The organism is Lelliottia sp. JS-SCA-14 (genome assembly GCF_035593345.1).
Classification (GTDB): Bacteria; Pseudomonadota; Gammaproteobacteria; order Enterobacterales; family Enterobacteriaceae; genus Enterobacter; species Enterobacter wanjuensis.
In genome coordinates this window covers 718,781-735,970 of the sequence record NZ_CP141606.1, presented here as the reverse complement: position 1 = coordinate 735,970, position 17,190 = coordinate 718,781, and the positions used below count along the sequence as shown (strand labels likewise).

The 17,190-nt window shown below is 56.9% G+C and carries 14 protein-coding genes; 6 read left to right on the top strand and 8 right to left on the bottom strand.

Annotated elements, in window-relative coordinates; all coding sequences use genetic code 11:
- Positions 1-62 precede the first annotated feature (62 nt).
- From lspA to ribF, 3 genes are read right to left on the bottom strand one after another with little or no spacing between them, the layout of a single operon-like run.
- Positions 63-563: a signal peptidase II gene (lspA, locus tag U9O48_RS03520; protein WP_282491595.1), complete on the bottom strand. Its 501-nt coding sequence runs from the start codon at positions 561-563 to the stop codon at positions 63-65.
- Positions 563-3,379: an isoleucine--tRNA ligase gene (gene ileS / locus U9O48_RS03515; protein ID WP_282491594.1), complete on the bottom strand. Its 2,817-nt coding sequence runs from the start codon at positions 3,377-3,379 to the stop codon at positions 563-565. Before ileS ends, lspA begins: the two co-directional genes overlap by 1 nt.
- A 37-nt stretch (positions 3,380-3,416) precedes the next feature.
- The gene (gene ribF, locus U9O48_RS03510) at positions 3,417-4,355 is read right to left on the bottom strand and encodes a bifunctional riboflavin kinase/FAD synthetase (RefSeq protein WP_282491593.1); all 939 of its coding nucleotides are present in this window, start codon (positions 4,353-4,355) and stop codon (positions 3,417-3,419) included.
- A gap of 327 nt (positions 4,356-4,682) precedes the next feature.
- On the opposite strand from ribF, the gene rpsT reads away from it, so the two are divergent.
- On the top strand, positions 4,683-4,946 hold the full coding sequence (gene rpsT, locus U9O48_RS03500; RefSeq protein WP_100777693.1) for a 30S ribosomal protein S20: 264 nt from the start codon (positions 4,683-4,685) through the stop codon (positions 4,944-4,946).
- A gap of 59 nt (positions 4,947-5,005) precedes the next feature.
- Here the strand turns inward: rpsT and nhaR are convergent, their stop codons facing one another.
- From nhaR to dnaK, 4 genes are all read right to left on the bottom strand, one after another.
- Positions 5,006-5,908: a transcriptional activator NhaR gene (gene nhaR / locus U9O48_RS03495; protein ID WP_282491592.1), complete on the bottom strand. Its 903-nt coding sequence runs from the start codon at positions 5,906-5,908 to the stop codon at positions 5,006-5,008.
- A 60-nt stretch (positions 5,909-5,968) separates the two neighbouring features.
- Positions 5,969-7,147, bottom strand: a complete 1,179-nt coding sequence (gene nhaA, locus U9O48_RS03490; RefSeq protein ID WP_285146042.1) for a Na+/H+ antiporter NhaA — start codon at positions 7,145-7,147, stop codon at positions 5,969-5,971.
- Positions 7,148-7,318: 171 nt separating this feature from the next.
- Positions 7,319-8,464 (bottom strand): molecular chaperone DnaJ, encoded by a 1,146-nt coding sequence (gene dnaJ, locus U9O48_RS03485; RefSeq protein WP_282491590.1) that lies wholly within the window; start codon positions 8,462-8,464, stop codon positions 7,319-7,321.
- Positions 8,465-8,550: 86 nt separating this feature from the next.
- Complete coding sequence (gene dnaK / locus U9O48_RS03480; protein WP_324723520.1) at positions 8,551-10,470, bottom strand: molecular chaperone DnaK; 1,920 nt, start codon at positions 10,468-10,470, stop codon at positions 8,551-8,553.
- Positions 10,471-10,766: 296 nt separating this feature from the next.
- On the opposite strand from dnaK, the gene satP reads away from it, so the two are divergent.
- From satP to U9O48_RS03455, 5 genes are all read left to right on the top strand, one after another.
- Complete coding sequence (gene satP / locus U9O48_RS03475; protein WP_324723519.1) at positions 10,767-11,330, top strand: acetate uptake transporter; 564 nt, start codon at positions 10,767-10,769, stop codon at positions 11,328-11,330.
- 117 nt (positions 11,331-11,447) lie between these two features.
- Positions 11,448-12,698 (top strand): chloride channel protein, encoded by a 1,251-nt coding sequence (locus U9O48_RS03470; RefSeq protein ID WP_324723518.1) that lies wholly within the window; start codon positions 11,448-11,450, stop codon positions 12,696-12,698.
- Between the two features lie 257 nt (positions 12,699-12,955).
- Entirely contained in the window at positions 12,956-13,957 is a 1,002-nt protein-coding gene (locus U9O48_RS03465; RefSeq protein ID WP_390889411.1) for a FecCD family ABC transporter permease, read from the top strand.
- Complete coding sequence (locus U9O48_RS03460; protein ID WP_285150628.1) at positions 13,957-14,730, top strand: ABC transporter ATP-binding protein; 774 nt, start codon at positions 13,957-13,959, stop codon at positions 14,728-14,730. The genes U9O48_RS03465 and U9O48_RS03460 overlap by 1 nt, the downstream gene beginning before the upstream one ends.
- Before the next feature lie 23 nt (positions 14,731-14,753).
- Positions 14,754-15,878 (top strand): ABC transporter substrate-binding protein, encoded by a 1,125-nt coding sequence (locus U9O48_RS03455; RefSeq protein ID WP_285150627.1) that lies wholly within the window; start codon positions 14,754-14,756, stop codon positions 15,876-15,878.
- Here the strand turns inward: U9O48_RS03455 and U9O48_RS03450 are convergent.
- A complete protein-coding gene (locus tag U9O48_RS03450) occupies positions 15,865-17,166 on the bottom strand; it encodes an MFS transporter (protein ID WP_324723517.1) in 1,302 nt (433 codons plus the stop codon). The two genes, U9O48_RS03455 and U9O48_RS03450, sit on opposite strands and share 14 nt — an antisense overlap.
- Positions 17,167-17,190: the final 24 nt, after the last annotated feature.

Genomic DNA, 17,190 nt, shown 5'->3' with positions numbered 1-17,190 from the left:
GGCCTACGGGAGGCGAAAAATTCTGTAGGCCGGGTAAGCGAAGCGCCACCCGGCATTAACATTTACGCCTGCTCTTTCGCTGCTGGTTTTGGCAAGAAGCCTTCCAGCACAATCAACGCCGCACCGATGCAAATCGCACTATCGGCCAGGTTGAAGGTGGCGAAGTGCCAGTCACCGACGTAGAAGTCGATCATATCGACGACAAAGCCGTGCCACAGACGATCAAACAGGTTGCCCAGCGCGCCGCCAATGATCAGCGCGTAGGCGATGTTGTTTAGCTTCTGCGTCGCTTTCGAGCGATACATCAGCACCGCAAGGATCACGCTGATACCGATAGCGATACCCGCGAAGAACCAGCGCTGCCAGCCGCCGCTGTCGGCGAGGAAGCTAAACGCCGCGCCGTAGTTGCGCGCGTAATGCAGATTAAGTGACGGGAACAGCGGGACCGTATCCCCCAGAGCAAAATTCTGGAGGATCAGGAACTTGCTGCCCAGATCAATAATCAGTACGACGACGACCAGCCACAGCCAGCGAAGTCCACTTTTACAGATTGATTGACTCATCAGGCAAACTTACGTTTTTCGCCATCACCGGCGATGTTGCTGACACAGCGTCCACAGATATCTGCGTGTTCCGCCACCTGGCCGACGTCGGTGGTGTAATGCCAGCAGCGCGGGCACTTCTCACCTTCGGCTTTCACCAGCGCCACTTTCAGCCCTTTGAGCAGTTCGCTCTGCTGGGCATCGGCACTCGCCTGTGCATAATCGGCAACAGCAGCACCGGAGGTCAACAGGACAAATCGCAATTCGTCGCCGAGCGCCGTCAGTTTCGCCGCCAGCTCAGGTTCAGCGTACAGGGTCACTGCCGCTTCCAGAGAGCCACCGACTTTCTTGTCAGCACGCGCCTGCTCGATCACCTTGTTCACTTCGCCGCGCACTTTTAGCAGCTCGTCCCAGAAGTCATCATTCATCGCTTCGGTGTCCGCCAGACCAAACAGGCCTTCGTACCACTCACCGGTGAAGACGTATTTCTCGCGCTCACCCGGCAGGTAGGCCCAGATTTCATCTGCGGTAAAGGACATGATCGGTGCCATCCAGCGCACCAGCGCTTCGGCGATGTGGAACAGCGCAGTCTGACAGCTGCGACGCGCCACGCTGTCCGCTTTCGCGGTGTACTGGCGGTCTTTGATGATGTCGAGGTAGAATGAGCCCATCTCGATGGAGCAGAAGCGCATCAGGCGCTGCACCACTTCGTGGAAATCGTAAGACTCGTAGGCTTTCAGGATATCTTCCTGCGCCGCTTGCGCGCAGCCCACGGCCCAGCGATCCAGCACTACCATCTCTTCCGGTTTCACCATGTCTTTAACCGGATCGAAACCGTTCAGGTTAGCGAGCAGGAAGCGCGCGGTGTTACGGATACGACGATAGCTGTCGGCAGCGCGTTTGAGGATCTCATCGGAAACCGCCATTTCGCCGGTGTAGTCCGTTGAGGCCACCCACAGACGCAGAATGTCGGCGCCCAGTTTGTTCATCACATCCTGCGGAGAAACGGTGTTACCGATGGATTTGGACATCTTGCGTCCCTGACCATCCACGGTAAAGCCGTGGGTCAGCACCTGACGGTATGGCGCTTTGCCTTTCATCGCGGTGGAGATCATCAGAGATGACATGAACCAGCCGCGGTGTTGGTCAGAGCCTTCCAGATACATATCGGCCGCGTGACCGTAGAACTCAGGACGCACATCCACCACAGACGAGTGGGTGGAGCCGGAGTCGAACCACACGTCGAGGGTGTCGGGCACTTTCTCGTAGTTGGCCGCGTCGTCGCCCAGGATCTCTTTAGAGTCCAGATCCCACCACGCCTGGATGCCATCCACTTCAACGCGTTTGGCAACTTCTTCCATCAGCTCCAGCGAGCGAGGGTGCAGTTCCTGCGTCTCTTTATGGACGAACAGGGACATTGGCACGCCCCAGGTACGCTGACGGGAGATACACCAGTCAGGACGATTAGCGACCATGGATTCGATACGCGCCTGGCCCCAGTCCGGGATCCACTGCACGCCTTTGATCTCTTTCAGCGACTGCTCGCGCAGGCCTTTCTGATCCATGCTGATGAACCACTGCGGGGTCGCACGGAAGATGATCGGCGACTTGTGACGCCAGCAGCATGGATAGCTGTGCTGCATCTTCTCAACGTGCAGCAGCGCGCCGCTGGTGCGCAGCATGTCGACGATGATGTCGTTTGCTTTGAAGACGTTGATACCGTCCAGCGCCGGGTAAGTGCCAGGCAGGTAAGCACCGTCCGGACCGACCGGGTTAGCGATTTCCAGACCGTATTTCAGGCTGATGTTGTAGTCGTCCGGGCCGTGGCCACCGGCGGTATGTACCGCACCGGTACCCGCTTCCAGGGTAACGTGATCGCCCAGAATCGCCGGAACGTCGAAGTCGAGGAACGGATGTTTGAAGCGCATCAGTTCCAGCTCAGCGCCGTTGACGGTGCCGAGAATAGTGTATTCGCTGATGTGCGCGCGTTTCAGAACGCTCTCCACCAGATCTTTTGCCAGGATAACCGCCTGACCTTCAACCTGCACCAGCGCGTAATCGAAATCAGCGGACAGGGAGATCGCACGGTTCGCTGGCAGGGTCCACGGGGTGGTGGTCCAAATCACCAGAGAAATTGGGCCGTTGACGGAGGTCACGCCGAATTTGGCTTTCACCGCATCCTGATCGACCGCGTGGAAAGCCACGTCGATGGACGGAGAGGTTTTGTCGTAATATTCCACTTCCGCTTCTGCCAGCGCAGAACGGCAGTCAACGCACCAGTGCACCGGCTTCGCGCCTTTATGCAGATGGCCGTTGCCGATGATTTTGCCCAGCGCGCGGATAATGTTGGCTTCAGTTTTGAAGTCCATAGTCAGATAAGGACGAGACCAGTCGCCCAGCACGCCCAGACGGATAAAGTCTTTACGCTGACCGTCAACCTGCGCGGCGGCGTATTCGCGGCATTTCGCGCGGAACTCGGCGGCGGTGAATTTCTCACCCGGCTTGCCGTATTCCTGCTCCACTTTCAGCTCGATTGGCAGACCGTGGCAGTCCCAGCCCGGAACGTAAGGCGAGTCAAAACCGGTGAGTCCTTTGGACTTCACGATAATGTCTTTCAGAATCTTGTTTACAGAGTGACCAATATGAATGCTGCCATTCGCATATGGAGGGCCATCATGCAGAATGAAGGTTTTTTTGCCTTTCTTGGCTGCACGGATGATGCCGTACAGGTCATCATCGGTCCAACGCGCCAGCATTCCCGGTTCGCGCTTGGCGAGATCGCCGCGCATCGGGAACCCTGTTTCCGGCAAATTCAGGGTTGATTTATAGTCACTCATCAGATTCTCGGTTCCGTATTTAAAACTCGTTCAGGCATTAAGCCGGGTTCGATAGCCCAAAAAATTCGCGGGCCGTTAACTCATCACGCGCAATTTGTGCTTTCAGCTCATCGAGCGAAGCAAATCGCTGCTCATTGCGTATTTTTTTACGCAGGATTACATCTATATGGCGACCGTAGAGGTCCATTACAACGTCCAGCAGATGCACTTCCAGCTGCTGGCGCACACCTGCCACCGTTGGACGGGTGCCAATATTGGCCACGCCCGGCAACGGCTTGTCACCCAGTCCGGTGACTTCTACCGCATACACCCCTTTTACCGGGGACACCTGACGACGCAGCGGGACGTTCGCCGTCGGGAAACCTATGGTGCGACCTAATGCATCGCCGTGCACGACGCGTCCGGAAATGGCGAACGGATGCCCTAACAGGTTCTCCGCCACGTCCAGCTGATCGTCGGCCAGGGCCTGTCGCACCGCCGTGCTGCTCACGCGCACGCCGCCTTCGCAGAAAGTCATGGTGCTGGTGACATCAAAACCATACTCCAGACCGGCCTTCTGTAATAACAAGAAATCGCCCTGACGACCAGCGCCGAAGCGGAAATCATCGCCCACGGCGAGAAACTGCACGCCCAGACGTTTGACCAGCAAATCGCCGACAAAATTCTGCGCCGTCAGTGCCGCGAAACGTCGGTCGAAGCGCACGCACAGCACGTAGTCCACGCCGCACTCCGCCAGATAGCGCAATTTCTCGCGCAGACGGGTCAAGCGTGCGGGCGCTTTATCACCGGCAAACAGCTCCAGCGGCTGCGGTTCAAAAATCATCACCACGACCGGCAGCCCGCGGGCCTCGCCCTCTTTACGCAATCCCTGCAACAGCGCCTGATGCCCACGATGCACGCCGTCGAAATTACCAATGGTCAGTACGCACCCGTGCGGGGCGTGACTGAGATTATGTATGCCGCGTATCAGCTTCATGACAGGCTCAAAACAGTGAAAATCGCCCGAGTATACCTTGTACAGCGGTTAAGGTTAACCGGCGATTGTTGCCTCAAATCAGAAAGCCGTAATGATTTCATGATGCTTAGCTTTCGGAGGGGAAAAAACTACCGGCAAAGTGCGTTTTTTACATCGAAAGACTGTATTCAGGGGAGACAAGCTGGTAGAATCCTGCGCCATCACTACGTAACGTAGCGTCGCCATTCAACGGCGCTTATTTGCACAAATCCATTGACAAAAGAAGGTATAGAGGGCATATTCCTCGGCCTTTGAATTGTCCACATAGATCATATTTGGGAGTTGGACTTGGCTAATATCAAATCAGCTAAGAAACGTGCCATTCAGTCTGAAAAGGCTCGTAAGCACAATGCAAGCCGTCGTTCTATGATGCGTACTTTCATCAAGAAAGTATACGCAGCAATCGAAGCTGGCGACAAAGCTGCAGCGCAGAACGCATTTAACGAAATGCAACCAATCGTGGATCGTCAGGCTGCTAAAGGTCTGATCCACAAAAACAAAGCAGCGCGTCATAAAGCAAACCTGACCGCGCAGATCAGCAAACTGGCTTAATCGCCACTTGTTGTTGCTTGTTTATAAAGAACCCGCTTAATGCGGGTTTTTTTATAGGCTCATTTTGACGCGGGCGGCGTAAAGAGCGCCGAGTAGTCGCGGTTACAGATACGCTGCACCGCCGGATGCTGAATCATGCGTTCGGCAAAAATCGCATGATACTCCTCCATCACGTTATCCACCCGTCCAATCTCTGTGACCCGATCGTCGGTGTACAGATCGTGCGCGTAGAGCGTTGGCGCAACGAAAATCGCGTTATGCGCTTCACCGAAGGCTTTCATCAGCGCCGCATCATCAAACTCCCCGAGAATCTCCACTTTCAGACCCTGCGAGTTAAACCAGTTCAGCAGCTTGCGGCCTAACATCGAACGTCGTCCGGGCACCAGCAGGCGTCTTTCTTCCAGGCACGCCGGGAAGGGTTTTTCTGGCGGGGGATTGATGCACCAGAAGCTCACGCCGCATTCGCCAATCTTCACCGAGAACAGCCCTTCCTGCTGGGTGGAATCGATCGGGCAGTCCGAGATGATGATATCCAGCTTATGCTGGCTCAGCTGCTCCAGCAGCATCTCGTGCGTCGATTCAAAGCAGCGCAGATGGATTTGTTCATCTTCCACCACCGCCGCGTCCAGCACGCCGCTGACGAGGCGTTTGGACAGCGCATCCGCCACGCCCACATCAAACAGCAGATTGGACTCTTTTCGGTAATTCACGATATCGAGCATCTCCTGGCTCAGGGTGAACATCTTGTCCGCATAGCGAAAGACCAGCTCGCCCAGTTCGCTCGGCTCAATCCCGCGGCCTTTGCGTTTGAACAGTTTCCCCTGCAGGCGTTCTTCGAGCGCTTTAATCTGGCCGGTGATGGTCTGGGGCGTCAGATACAAGGCTTCCGCCGCGCCCACTACCGAGCCTTCTTTGTAGACATGCCAGAAATAGTACAGATGGTTGTAATTGATGTGAGACATCGCGTTTTCGCTCCCTGAGAGTATTGTCAGGAGAGGGCCTCTGCCCTCCCCCGTTTTCTGTTATGCCGGTTGCACCTGCCCCGACAGCTTCACTTTCAATAGCGTATAACCCGTAAAGGCCGCGAGCAGCGAGCCGGTCAGGATGCCGAGTTTCGCCCACACGATGAGCTGCGGATCCATCGACGCAAACGCCAGGGTCGAGATGAAGATCGACATCGTAAAGCCGATTCCGCACAGCACGCCGACCGCCATAATCTGCCGGAAGGTGGTTCCCTGCGGCAGGGAAGCCAGTTTCAGCTTGAGCGCCAGCCAGCAGAACAGGCTGATCCCCAGCGGCTTACCAATAAACAGACCGGCGATGATACCCATCGGCAGCATAGATGTCAGACCGCTTAGCGTCACGCCCTGCAGCGACACGCCCGCGTTGGCGAAGGCAAACAGCGGCAGGATCATAAAGGCCACCCACGGATGCAGAACATGCTCCAGCAGCTTCGCCGGGGATTTGCCCTTCTCATCCGCTTTCAGCGGCACAAAGAAGCCGATGATAACTCCCGCCAGCGTCGCATGAACGCCGGATTTCAGTACCGCCGTCCACAGCACCACGCCCACCAGCACGTAAATTCCGATTCGGCGCACGTTGAAGAGATTGAGCAATGCCAGTACGGCGATAGCCCCCGCCGCCACGCTCAGCGACAGCACCGACAGTTCGCTGGTATAGAACAGGGCGATGATCACGATCGCGCCCAGGTCATCGATAATCGCCAGCGCCATCAGGAAAATCTTTAACGCCACCGGCACACGGCTGCCGAGCAGCGCCAGCACGCCCAGTGCAAAAGCAATATCCGTCGCCGCCGGAATCGCCCAGCCGTGGCGCGCCACCGGATCCTGGTAGTTAAACGCCAGATAGAGCAGCGCAGGTACCACCATACCGCCCAGCGCCGCAATGACCGGGAAAGCGGCCCGCTGACGGCTGTTCAGAGAGCCCAGCACCAGCTCGCGCTTCACTTCCAGGCCCACCAGCAGGAAGAACACCGCCATCAGCGCGTCGTTAATCCACAGCAGCATATTCTTGTTAATTTCCAGCGCGCCCACGCGCAGTTCTACGGGCGTATCCAGAAACGCACGATACAGCCCCTGCGTCGCATCCAGGTTTGCCAGGACCATGGCGGCTATCGCGGCAAGGATCAAAATGACCCCGCCGGACGCCTCATTGCTGAAGAATCGTTGTAAAAGTTTCACTTTAGTTCTCTCTTAAGACCATACCTCGTTAAAACCATAATACCAAGGCTAACAGATCGAAAAAATCAGATTAACATTGGGATTTAATTCAGTTTTACCGAGCAGTCCCTCGCATAACGAAAAAGCCCGGAATCGCTTCCGGGCTTTGAAAAATTCACACTCGCTAAGGGATTAGCGGGTCAAATCATCGAAGAATTTTTTCACGCCATCGAAGAAGCTTTTAGAACGCGGGCTGTTTTTCTCGCCCGTTGGACCGCCGAAGCTTTCCTGCAGTTCTTTCAACAGCTGTTTCTGTTTGTCATTCAGGCTGACCGGCGTTTCAACGACCACGCGACACAGCAGGTCACCCTGCGCACCGCCGCGAACGGATTTGACGCCTTTACCGCGCATGCGGAACAGCTTACCGGTCTGCGTTTCACCTGGAACTTTCAGGTTCACGCGTCCGTCCAGCGTAGGCACTTCGATTTCGCCGCCCAGCGCTGCCATCGCGAAGTTGATCGGCACTTCGCAGTACAGGTTATTGCCTTCACGCTCAAAGATGGCGTGCTGTTTCACCTGAACCTGAACGTACAGATCGCCTGCCGGTGCGCCGTGCTCGCCAGCTTCACCTTCGCCTGAGAGACGAATGCGGTCGCCCGTATCCACCCCTGCCGGGATTTTGACGGACAGGGTTTTAGTTTTCTCAACGCGACCGTGACCGTGACATTTGTTGCACGGATCTTTAATCAGCGTGCCGCGACCATGACAGTGCGGACAGGCCTGCTGCACCGCGAAGAAACCCTGGCGAATCTGCACCTGGCCGGAGCCGTGACAGGTTGGACAGGTTTGCGGTTTGGTCCCCGCTTTCGCGCCGCTGCCGTGGCAGATATCACACTCTTCCAGCGTTGGAATACGAATCTCTTTGGTCACACCGCGAACGGCTTCTTCCAGCGTCAGATCCATGTTGTAGCGCAGATCCGCGCCGCGCGCTGCGCGCTGACGACCGCGGCCACCGCCGAAGATATCACCGAAAACATCACCAAAGATGTCGCCGAAATCAGCGCCACCGCCACCAAAGCCACCGCCGTATCCGCCGCCGCCCATGCCGCCTTGTTCAAACGCCGCATGACCGTACTGATCGTAGGCTGCACGTTTCTGAGCGTCGGTCAGGATTTCATACGCTTCTTTGATCTCTTTAAATTTGGCTTCGGCCTCTTTGTCACCCTGGTTACGGTCCGGGTGAAACTTCATGGCCAGGCGCTTGTACGCCTTTTTGATTTCACGCTCTTCCGCAGTTTTCGGAACGCCTAAAATCTCGTAGTAGTCTTGCTTTGCCATTGGTTTTTTCAGCCCCTTAACATGCGAGCACGGGCGGAGAGGAAACCTCTTCGCCCGTGCTGATTAATTACCCTGCATCAGGGCGATTATTTTTTGTCTTTGACTTCTTCGAACTCAGCGTCGACAACGTCGTCGTCTTTCGCGTTGTTCGCGGAAGCACCCGCTTCAGCGCCAGCCTGCTGCTGTGCGTGCTGTTGCTGAGCGATTTCCATCAGCTTCTGGGACGCCTGCGCCAGTTCCTGCATCTTCGCTTCGATGTCCGCTTTGTCTTCGCCTTTCAGGGAAGTTTCCAGCGCGCTCAGTGCAGCAACGATTGCGGTTTTGTCATCAGTTGGCAGCTGTTCGCCGGCTTCTTCAACCTGCTTACGAGTGCTGTGCAGCAGATGGTCACCCTGGTTACGGGTCTGAACCAGCTCTTCGAATTTACGGTCAGATTCAGCATTCGCTTCTGCTTCACGAACCATTTTTTCGATCTCTTCTTCGTTCAGACCAGAAGAAGCTTTGATGGTGATCTTCTGCTCTTTACCGCTGTTTTTGTCTTTCGCGGACACGTGCAGGATACCGTCAGCATCGATGTCGAAGGTGACTTCGATCTGTGGCATACCGCGTGGAGCCGGGCTGATACCGTCGAGGTTAAACTGACCCAGATCTTTGTTATCCGCAGCACGTTTACGCTCACCCTGCAGCACATGGATGGTCACCGCAGACTGGTTATCTTCAGCGGTAGAGAACACCTGGCTGTGCTTAGTCGGGATAGTGGTGTTTTTGCTGATGAGCGCAGTCATCACGCCGCCCATGGTTTCGATACCCAGCGACAGCGGGGTCACGTCCAGCAGCAGAACGTCTTTCACTTCACCTGTCAGTACACCACCCTGAACCGCAGCACCGATGGCCACTGCTTCGTCCGGGTTAACGTCTTTACGCGGCTCTTTACCAAAGAATTCAGCGACTTTCTTCTGAACCATTGGCATACGCGTCTGACCACCGACCAGGATAACGTCCTGAATGTCAGAGACAGACAGGCCAGCATCCTGCAGAGCAACTTTCAGCGGCTCGATGGAACGGTTCACCAGGTCTTCGACCAGGCTTTCCAGTTTCGCGCGAGTCACTTTGATGTTCATGTGTTTTGGACCAGACGCATCTGCAGTGATGTACGGCAGGTTAACGTCAGTCTGCTGCGCAGAAGAGAGCTCAATTTTCGCTTTTTCTGCGGCTTCTTTCAGGCGCTGCATTGCCAGCGGATCGTTGCGCAGGTCAATGCCCTGATCTTTCTTAAACTCGTCAACGAGGTAGTTGATCATACGGCTGTCGAAGTCTTCACCACCCAGGTGGGTATCACCGTTGGTTGCCAGAACTTCGAAGGTTTTTTCGCCGTCAACTTCGTCGATTTCGATAATAGAGATATCGAAAGTACCACCACCGAGGTCGTAAACCGCGATAGTACGGTTGCCAACTTCTTTATCCAGACCGTAAGCCAGTGCGGCTGCGGTAGGTTCGTTGATGATACGTTTGACTTCCAGACCCGCGATACGACCGGCATCTTTAGTTGCCTGACGCTGAGCATCGTTGAAGTATGCAGGTACAGTGATAACCGCTTCAGTTACCGGTTCGCCCAGGTAATCTTCAGCCGTTTTCTTCATTTTCTTCAGCACTTCTGCAGAGATCTGCGGAGGTGCCATTTTCTGGCCCTTCACGTCGATCCATGCATCGCCGTTGTCAGCACCGATAATTTTGTACGGCATGATGGCTTCATCACGCTGTACTTCTTCGTCCTGGAAGCGACGGCCAATCAGGCGTTTAATCGCAAACAGCGTGTTTTGCGGGTTAGTCACGGCCTGACGTTTAGCCGGCTGGCCAACCAGAGTTTCACCATCCTGGGTATAAGCAATGATAGAAGGCGTGGTGCGATCGCCCTCGGCGTTCTCCAGCACACGTGCAGTAGTGCCGTCCATAATCGCTACACAAGAGTTGGTAGTACCCAGGTCGATACCAATAATTTTACCCATCTAAACGTCTCCACTAAAAATTTGTTCATCATGTGGTTGTGAATCTGTAATAAGGGCGAAACGTGCGGTTTCAACTGCCCTGATTTGATTTTTTTCAGCTTCACTCACTGCGGTTGACTACAAGATGGGGTCGTAACGGCATGCATCAAGGGGCAAGGATAAAAAATTTTTTAAATTCACCCTGCTCAGATCATAGACGGCAGGGATCGCGCCGATTATTATGCCGCGCCACTGCTCGGGAGAGTGGGCGTGGTTTAACCATTTCACCATACTAATGATGATTTTTTTGAGGACTTATGGGCAACACTAAGTTGGCTAATCCGGCTCCGCTGGGCCTGATGGGTTTCGGCATGACCACTATTCTGCTGAACCTGCATAACATCGGTTTATTCCCGATGGACAATATTATCCTGGCGATGGGCATTTTTTACGGCGGTATCGCGCAAATCTTCGCGGGGCTGCTGGAGTATAAAAAAGGCAATACCTTCGGTTTAACCGCTTTCACCTCTTACGGCGCTTTCTGGCTGACCCTGGTCGCCATTCTGGTCATGCCAAATATGGGCTTTGCTGCCTCTAACGCGCACTTCCTCGGCGTTTACCTGGGCCTGTGGGGCGTCTTCACCCTGTTCATGTTCTTCGGTACGCTGGTCGCTAACCGCGCCCTGCAGTTCGTGTTCCTGAGCCTGACCGTGCTGTTCGCCCTGCTGGCGATTGGCCATCTGGCTGATAACGAAAGCATCGTTCACGTTGCGGGCTGGGTTGGCCTGGCGTGTGGCGCGAGCGCAATCTACCTGGCAATGGGCGAAGTGCTGAACGAACAGTTTGGCCGCACCGTACTGCCGATTGGTGAAAAACACTAATCCCCCTTCGTGCCCGCCTCGCGGGCACGAATCTCCCGCTTTAATTCTTCTGATTGATTCCTCGTTTTGTCGCTTTGTGGGACACTGTTTCTCCCTCTTTTTATCAAGACATTCCGTATGATGGCTCATGATCCGTCTCGCACAAATTGGCTGCATCGCTGGACTGCGTTACTGCTCACCGGGATTCTGGCCGGGCTCGGCGGCATGCTGCTCGCCATGCTGCTGCATGAAGTACAGCACCTCGTTTACGGCTACAGCCAGACGCTTCTCATCAGCCCGCAGTCGTTTTTAGAGGGCGTGACGGATGCCAGCGCCCAGCGGCGTTTTCTCGCCCTCACCGCCGCGGGATTGGTAGCAGGTATCGGCTGGTGGCTGCTGGCGCGCTACGCCAAAAAGCGCATCAGCATCGGCGAGGCGATCAAAAATCCTGACCAACCGATGCCTGCCGTCACCACGCTCATTAACTCGCTTCTGCAAATCATCACCGTCGCGATGGGCTCACCGCTCGGTCGGGAAGTCGCCCCGCGCGAAGTGGGGGCACTCTTTGCCGGCGGCGTCGCCCGTCGTCTGCACCTGAGCCTGGCCGATATCCAGCTGATGATCGCCTGCGGCGCCGGTGCCGGTCTGGCGGCGGTGTATAACGTTCCGCTGGCCGGGGCCATTTTTACGCTGGAAGTACTGCTGGTCAGCTTCAGCTGGGAGAAAGCTATCGCCGCGCTGGTCACCTCCGCGCTGGCGGCGTGGATCGCCACGCTCGGGCTGGGCGATGAACATCAGTACCATTTCACCGCCGAAATCGCCGCCACTTCGCTGGTCTTCTGGGGGGCGCTTTCCGGCCCGCTGTTTGGCGCGGCGGCGTTTCTGTTCCGTCGCGTAACGCAGCGCGCGCGCAGCAAAGTGCGTAGCAACTGGCAAATGCCGGTTTTCAGTCTGATTGCTTTTACCGCGCTGGGTGCGCTATCCGTCTGGTTCCCGCAGTTGCCCGGCAATGGCAAAGGCCCGACGCAGCTGGCCCTCAGCGGCGATGTGACACTCCAGCTCGCTGTCGCGATCCTCATGCTTAAAGTGGTGGTGATCTGGGCGGTACTGCGCGCCGGTGCTCAGGGCGGTTTGCTCACACCCGGTCTTGCCGTCGGCGGGCTGCTCGGCTCGGTGCTGTTTATTCTGCTGGGCCGCTGGTTCCCCGGCGCGGATATGGCGAGTTTTGCCCTGACGGGGGCCGCGGGTTTTCTCGCCGCGTCTCTGCAAATGCCGATCACGGCCATCGCGCTGATCATGGAATCCACCCGTATGGACCACAGTTTCCTGGTGCCCGTCGCGCTGTGCGTAACGGGCGCGTACATGACCTGCCGCCATCTGGAAGGTTAATTTTTGCGCACAACAGAAACCGCAGCTAAACGAGTTGCGCGCTTCATATCATTTTAATTGATAAGCATTATCATCCCGAATATTGTCGCCGGGAGCATCCCCGGATATTGGATATCAGGCAACATCAAGGACAGGAACGTTTCGGGATAAACTACGATTCTGCTTTTGTTGCATAAGGTAAGCCAATGAGTTCCCCTCTTGTCGCCAGCGTGAAACCTGACGGATCTGCGGTGGCGTCACAGTACCGTAAAGTCGTGATGCGCCGCTTTGTCGTCGCAGGTGTGATTCTGCTGCTGATCGTCCTCTCGCTCCTGCTGGATTTTACCCTCGGCCCGTCCGGGATTTCCGTTGCAACCCTGTGGCACACGCTGTTTGATGCCGCCTCCGCTGACGCAGGCACACGGGTAATCGTCTGGGATATCCGTCTGCCCTTCGCGCTGATGGCGGTCGTGGTGGGAATGGCGCTGGGCCTCGCGGGCGCTGAGATGCAAACCATTCTGAATAACCCCCTCGCCAGCCCGTTTACGCTGGGCGTCTCTTCCGCCGCCTCCTTTGGCGCCGCGCTGGCGATTATCCTTGGGCTGGGGATCCCCGGTATTCCCGATCAATGGTTCATCTCCGCCAATGCCTTTATTTTCGCGCTGATGGCCTGCTTCGTGCTCGACGGCATCAGCCGCTGGACGCGGGTCGCCACCTCCGGCGTGGTGCTGTTTGGCATTGCGCTGGTCTTCACCTTTAACGCGCTGATCTCCATTCTGCAATTTGTCGCCAGCGAAGACACGCTCCAGGGGCTGGTGTTCTGGACGATGGGCAGCCTGGCCCGCGCGTCGTGGGATAAGCTTGCGATTCTGCTGGTAGTCCTGTTGATCGTCGTACCGCTGTCGCTGAAAAACGCCTGGAAGCTCACCGCCCTGCGGCTTGGCGAAGACCGGGCCGTCAGCTTTGGCATTAACGTGCGCAAACTGCGGCTGGCGACGCTCCTGCGCATCAGCATTATCTCGGCGCTGACGGTGGCGTTTGTCGGCCCGGTCGGGTTTATCGGCCTGGTCGCCCCACATATTTCGCGGATGATGTTTGGCGAAGACCATCGCTTTTACCTGCCGGGCAGTATGCTGATCGGCGCGCTGGTGCTGTCTCTGGCCTCGGTGCTCTCCAAAAATATTGTTCCCGGCGTCATTATTCCGGTCGGGATCGTCACCTCGCTGGTCGGCGTGCCCTTCTTCCTGAGCATTATTATTCGCCACCGGGGGACGCTGTAATGGATGGATTGATCGTCACCGACCTGCACACCGGCTATCGCAAAAAGAAAATCATCGACGGGCTGACGACGCCCCTGCTGCCGCGCGGCAAAATTACGGCGCTGCTCGGGCCAAACGGTTCGGGGAAGTCGACGCTGCTGCGCGCCATGGCCGACCTGAACCCGGCCCAGGGCAAGCTTGCGCTGAACGGTGAAGACCTGATGACGTTACCCTCTGCCAGGCGGGCACAAAAAGTGGTTTATCTTCCGCAGTCGCTCCCGGCGGGCGTGCATCTCCATGCCCTGGAGTCAGTGATTGTCGCGCGACGCGCCAGCGGCTCTCCCGTTGACGGCAACGCCGGGGAGGAGGCTTTTGCGATCCTGGAAAAACTCGGCGTCGCCCATCTGGCAATGAGTTATCTCGACCAGCTCTCCGGCGGGCAAAAACAGCTGATTGGTCTGGCCCAGTCCCTGATCCGCCAGCCCGATCTTCTGCTGCTAGATGAACCCCTCAGCGCCCTCGATCTCAACTATCAGTTTCACGTTATGGACATCGTGGCCCGAGAAACGCGGCTGCGCAACATCGTGACGGTGGTGGTGATCCACGACATCAACATCGCCCTGCGCCACGCGGAATACGCCGTGATGCTCAAAGAGGGTGCCCTGGTCGCCAGCGGAGTTCCGGGCGAGGTGGTTACCCCCGCGAACCTGGCGACGGTCTACGGCGTGAAAGGCCGGGTGGAAAAATGTTCGCAAGGACTGCCGCACGTGGTGGTCGATGGTTTAACAACATAACACTCATCATAAGACGGGGAAGTATGACGATTAAGAAGACAATATTCGCAGCGATACTGCTGCTCTCACCGCTGCTGGCGATGGCCCAGACTTGGCCGGTGACCGTAAAAGATATGGCTAACCGCACGGTGACTATCCCGCAGGAGCCGCAGCGCATTATTTTGCAGGATGGCCGCGATATCCTGACGCTGGCGATGCTCGAGCGTGACGATCCCTTCGCCAAAGTGGTGGCGTGGAACAACCTGCCGAAGAAACAGGACACTGAAACCTGGAAGGTGCTGAAGCGCAAATGGCCGGAAGCCGAGAAGATCCTCGATATGCAGTTCTCGGATCAGGGGAACGTCGATCTGGAGACGGTGATTTCGCGCCACCCGGATCTGATGATTGCCCAGCTGCGCGCCAAACCTTCGCTGACGCAAAGCGGCGTGCTGACTCAGCTGGAAGCCCTGCACATCCCGGTGGTCTTCGTCGATTACGAACTGCATCCGGTGGAGAACACCCTGCCAAGCATCGATCTGTTAGGCAAGGTGTTAGGCCAGACGGACCGTGCGCAGGCCTATGTCGACTTCTATCAGCAGCGTCTGGACAGAATTCACCAGCGCCTGACGGAAGCAGAGAAAAAACCGCTGGTGTTTATCGAACCAATTGCCGGGGTCGCCGGGCTGGATAACGGCTGTTGCTTCACCCACGCGCACAACGGCTGGGGCGGACTGGTAGAAGCCGCAGGCGGTGTGAACATTGGCTCGCAGCTGTTGCCGGGCGCAACCGGGAATATCTCGGTGGAGAAAATTATCTCTCTGAACCCGGATTACTACCTGATGACCGGCTCAAAGCGCTCGGGGAAAGGCACCGCGATTATTCCGTTTGGCTATAACGTGCCGGAAAGCGATGTCGCCGCCGCCTTTAAAGCGCTGGTGTCGCGCCAGGGCGTGAGCAGCATTCCGGCCGTCGCGCAGGGTCATACCGGTGCGCTGTACCATCACTTCTACAACAATCCGTACAACATCATCGCCATTGAAGCTCTGAGTAAAATCTTCTACCCAACGCTGTTCAAGGACGTTGATCCGCAGGCGGATTATCACGAGCTGATCAAAAGCTTCACCCACATCCCGGATGACAACATCATCCTGAGCTTTACCCCTCGTTAACCGGCGTATGCGCCATCAGCTGATGGCGCTCACCGCGAAGCCAGATCCCCAGCACCAGTCCCATCAACGCCAGCGCCAGCACGTACCAGGCCGGTGCCATCGGCGAGACGCCCATCAGCAGCGTGACGGCTATCGGCGTCAGGCCGCCGAAAATGGCGTACGAGACGTTGTAGGAGAACGAAATGCCCGTGAAGCGCACTTCCGCCGGGAAGGCGCGAACCATCACGTAAGGCACGGCTCCGACGACGCCGACGCACAGGCCTACGATGCCGTAGAGCAGGAACAGCTGTTCCGGGTGCGCGCCCGCCAGGTGATAGAACGCCCAGCTCGTTCCGGCGAGGAGCAGACTGCCAACGATAAAGGTCAGGCTGGCTCCGAAGCGATCCGCCGCCAGACCGGCGATCAGACAGCCAAAGCAGAGCATAATGGTCGCGATGCTGTTGGCCTGCAGCGTCACCGCCGGGGCAAAGCCATACTGTTTTTGCAGCCAGACCGGCGACATCAAAATCACGACGACAATTCCGGCGGACAGCAGCCAGGTCAGCAGCATGGAAATCACCACCGCTTTCTGATGGCGCACCACCACCGCTTTCACCGGAAGCTCTTGCGCCAGGGCTTTACGCTGCTGCATCTCGAGGAAAATCGGCGTCTCCTGCAGCCAGCGGCGCAGATACATCGCCACCAGGCCAAACGCCCCGCCCAGCAGGAACGGGATACGCCAGCCCCACTCATGCACGGCTTGCGGCGTCATGCTGGTGTTGATCAGCGTGGCCACGACCGAGCCGAGCAAAATCCCGACGGTCAGCCCGGCGGTTAAGGTCCCGCAGGCGATCCCGATGCGCCGCGCCGGAACGTGTTCAGCGACAAACACCCACGCCCCCGGCACTTCCCCGCCAATCGCCGCACCCTGCAAAATACGCATCAACAGCAGCAGAACCGGCGCCACAATCCCCATCGAGGCATAGGTCGGTAGCAGACCGATCGCCAGCGTCGGCACCGCCATCAGCAGAATGCTGAGGGTAAACATCTTTTTGCGCCCGACCAGATCGCCGAAGTGGGCCATGATAATGCCGCCCAACGGGCGCGCCAGATAGCCTGCGGCAAAGATGCCAAAGGTCTGCACCTGACGCAGCCATTCAGGGATATTCGCCGGGAAGAAGAGTTCGCCGACAACGGCGGCAAAGAAGACGAAGATGATGAAATCGTAAAACTCCAGCGCGCCGCCGAGGGCCGCGAGCGTGAGCGTTTTGTAGTCCTGACGATTCAGAGGCCGGGTGTAATGTGACATAGCAAAACCTTTACTGGCAGTGTT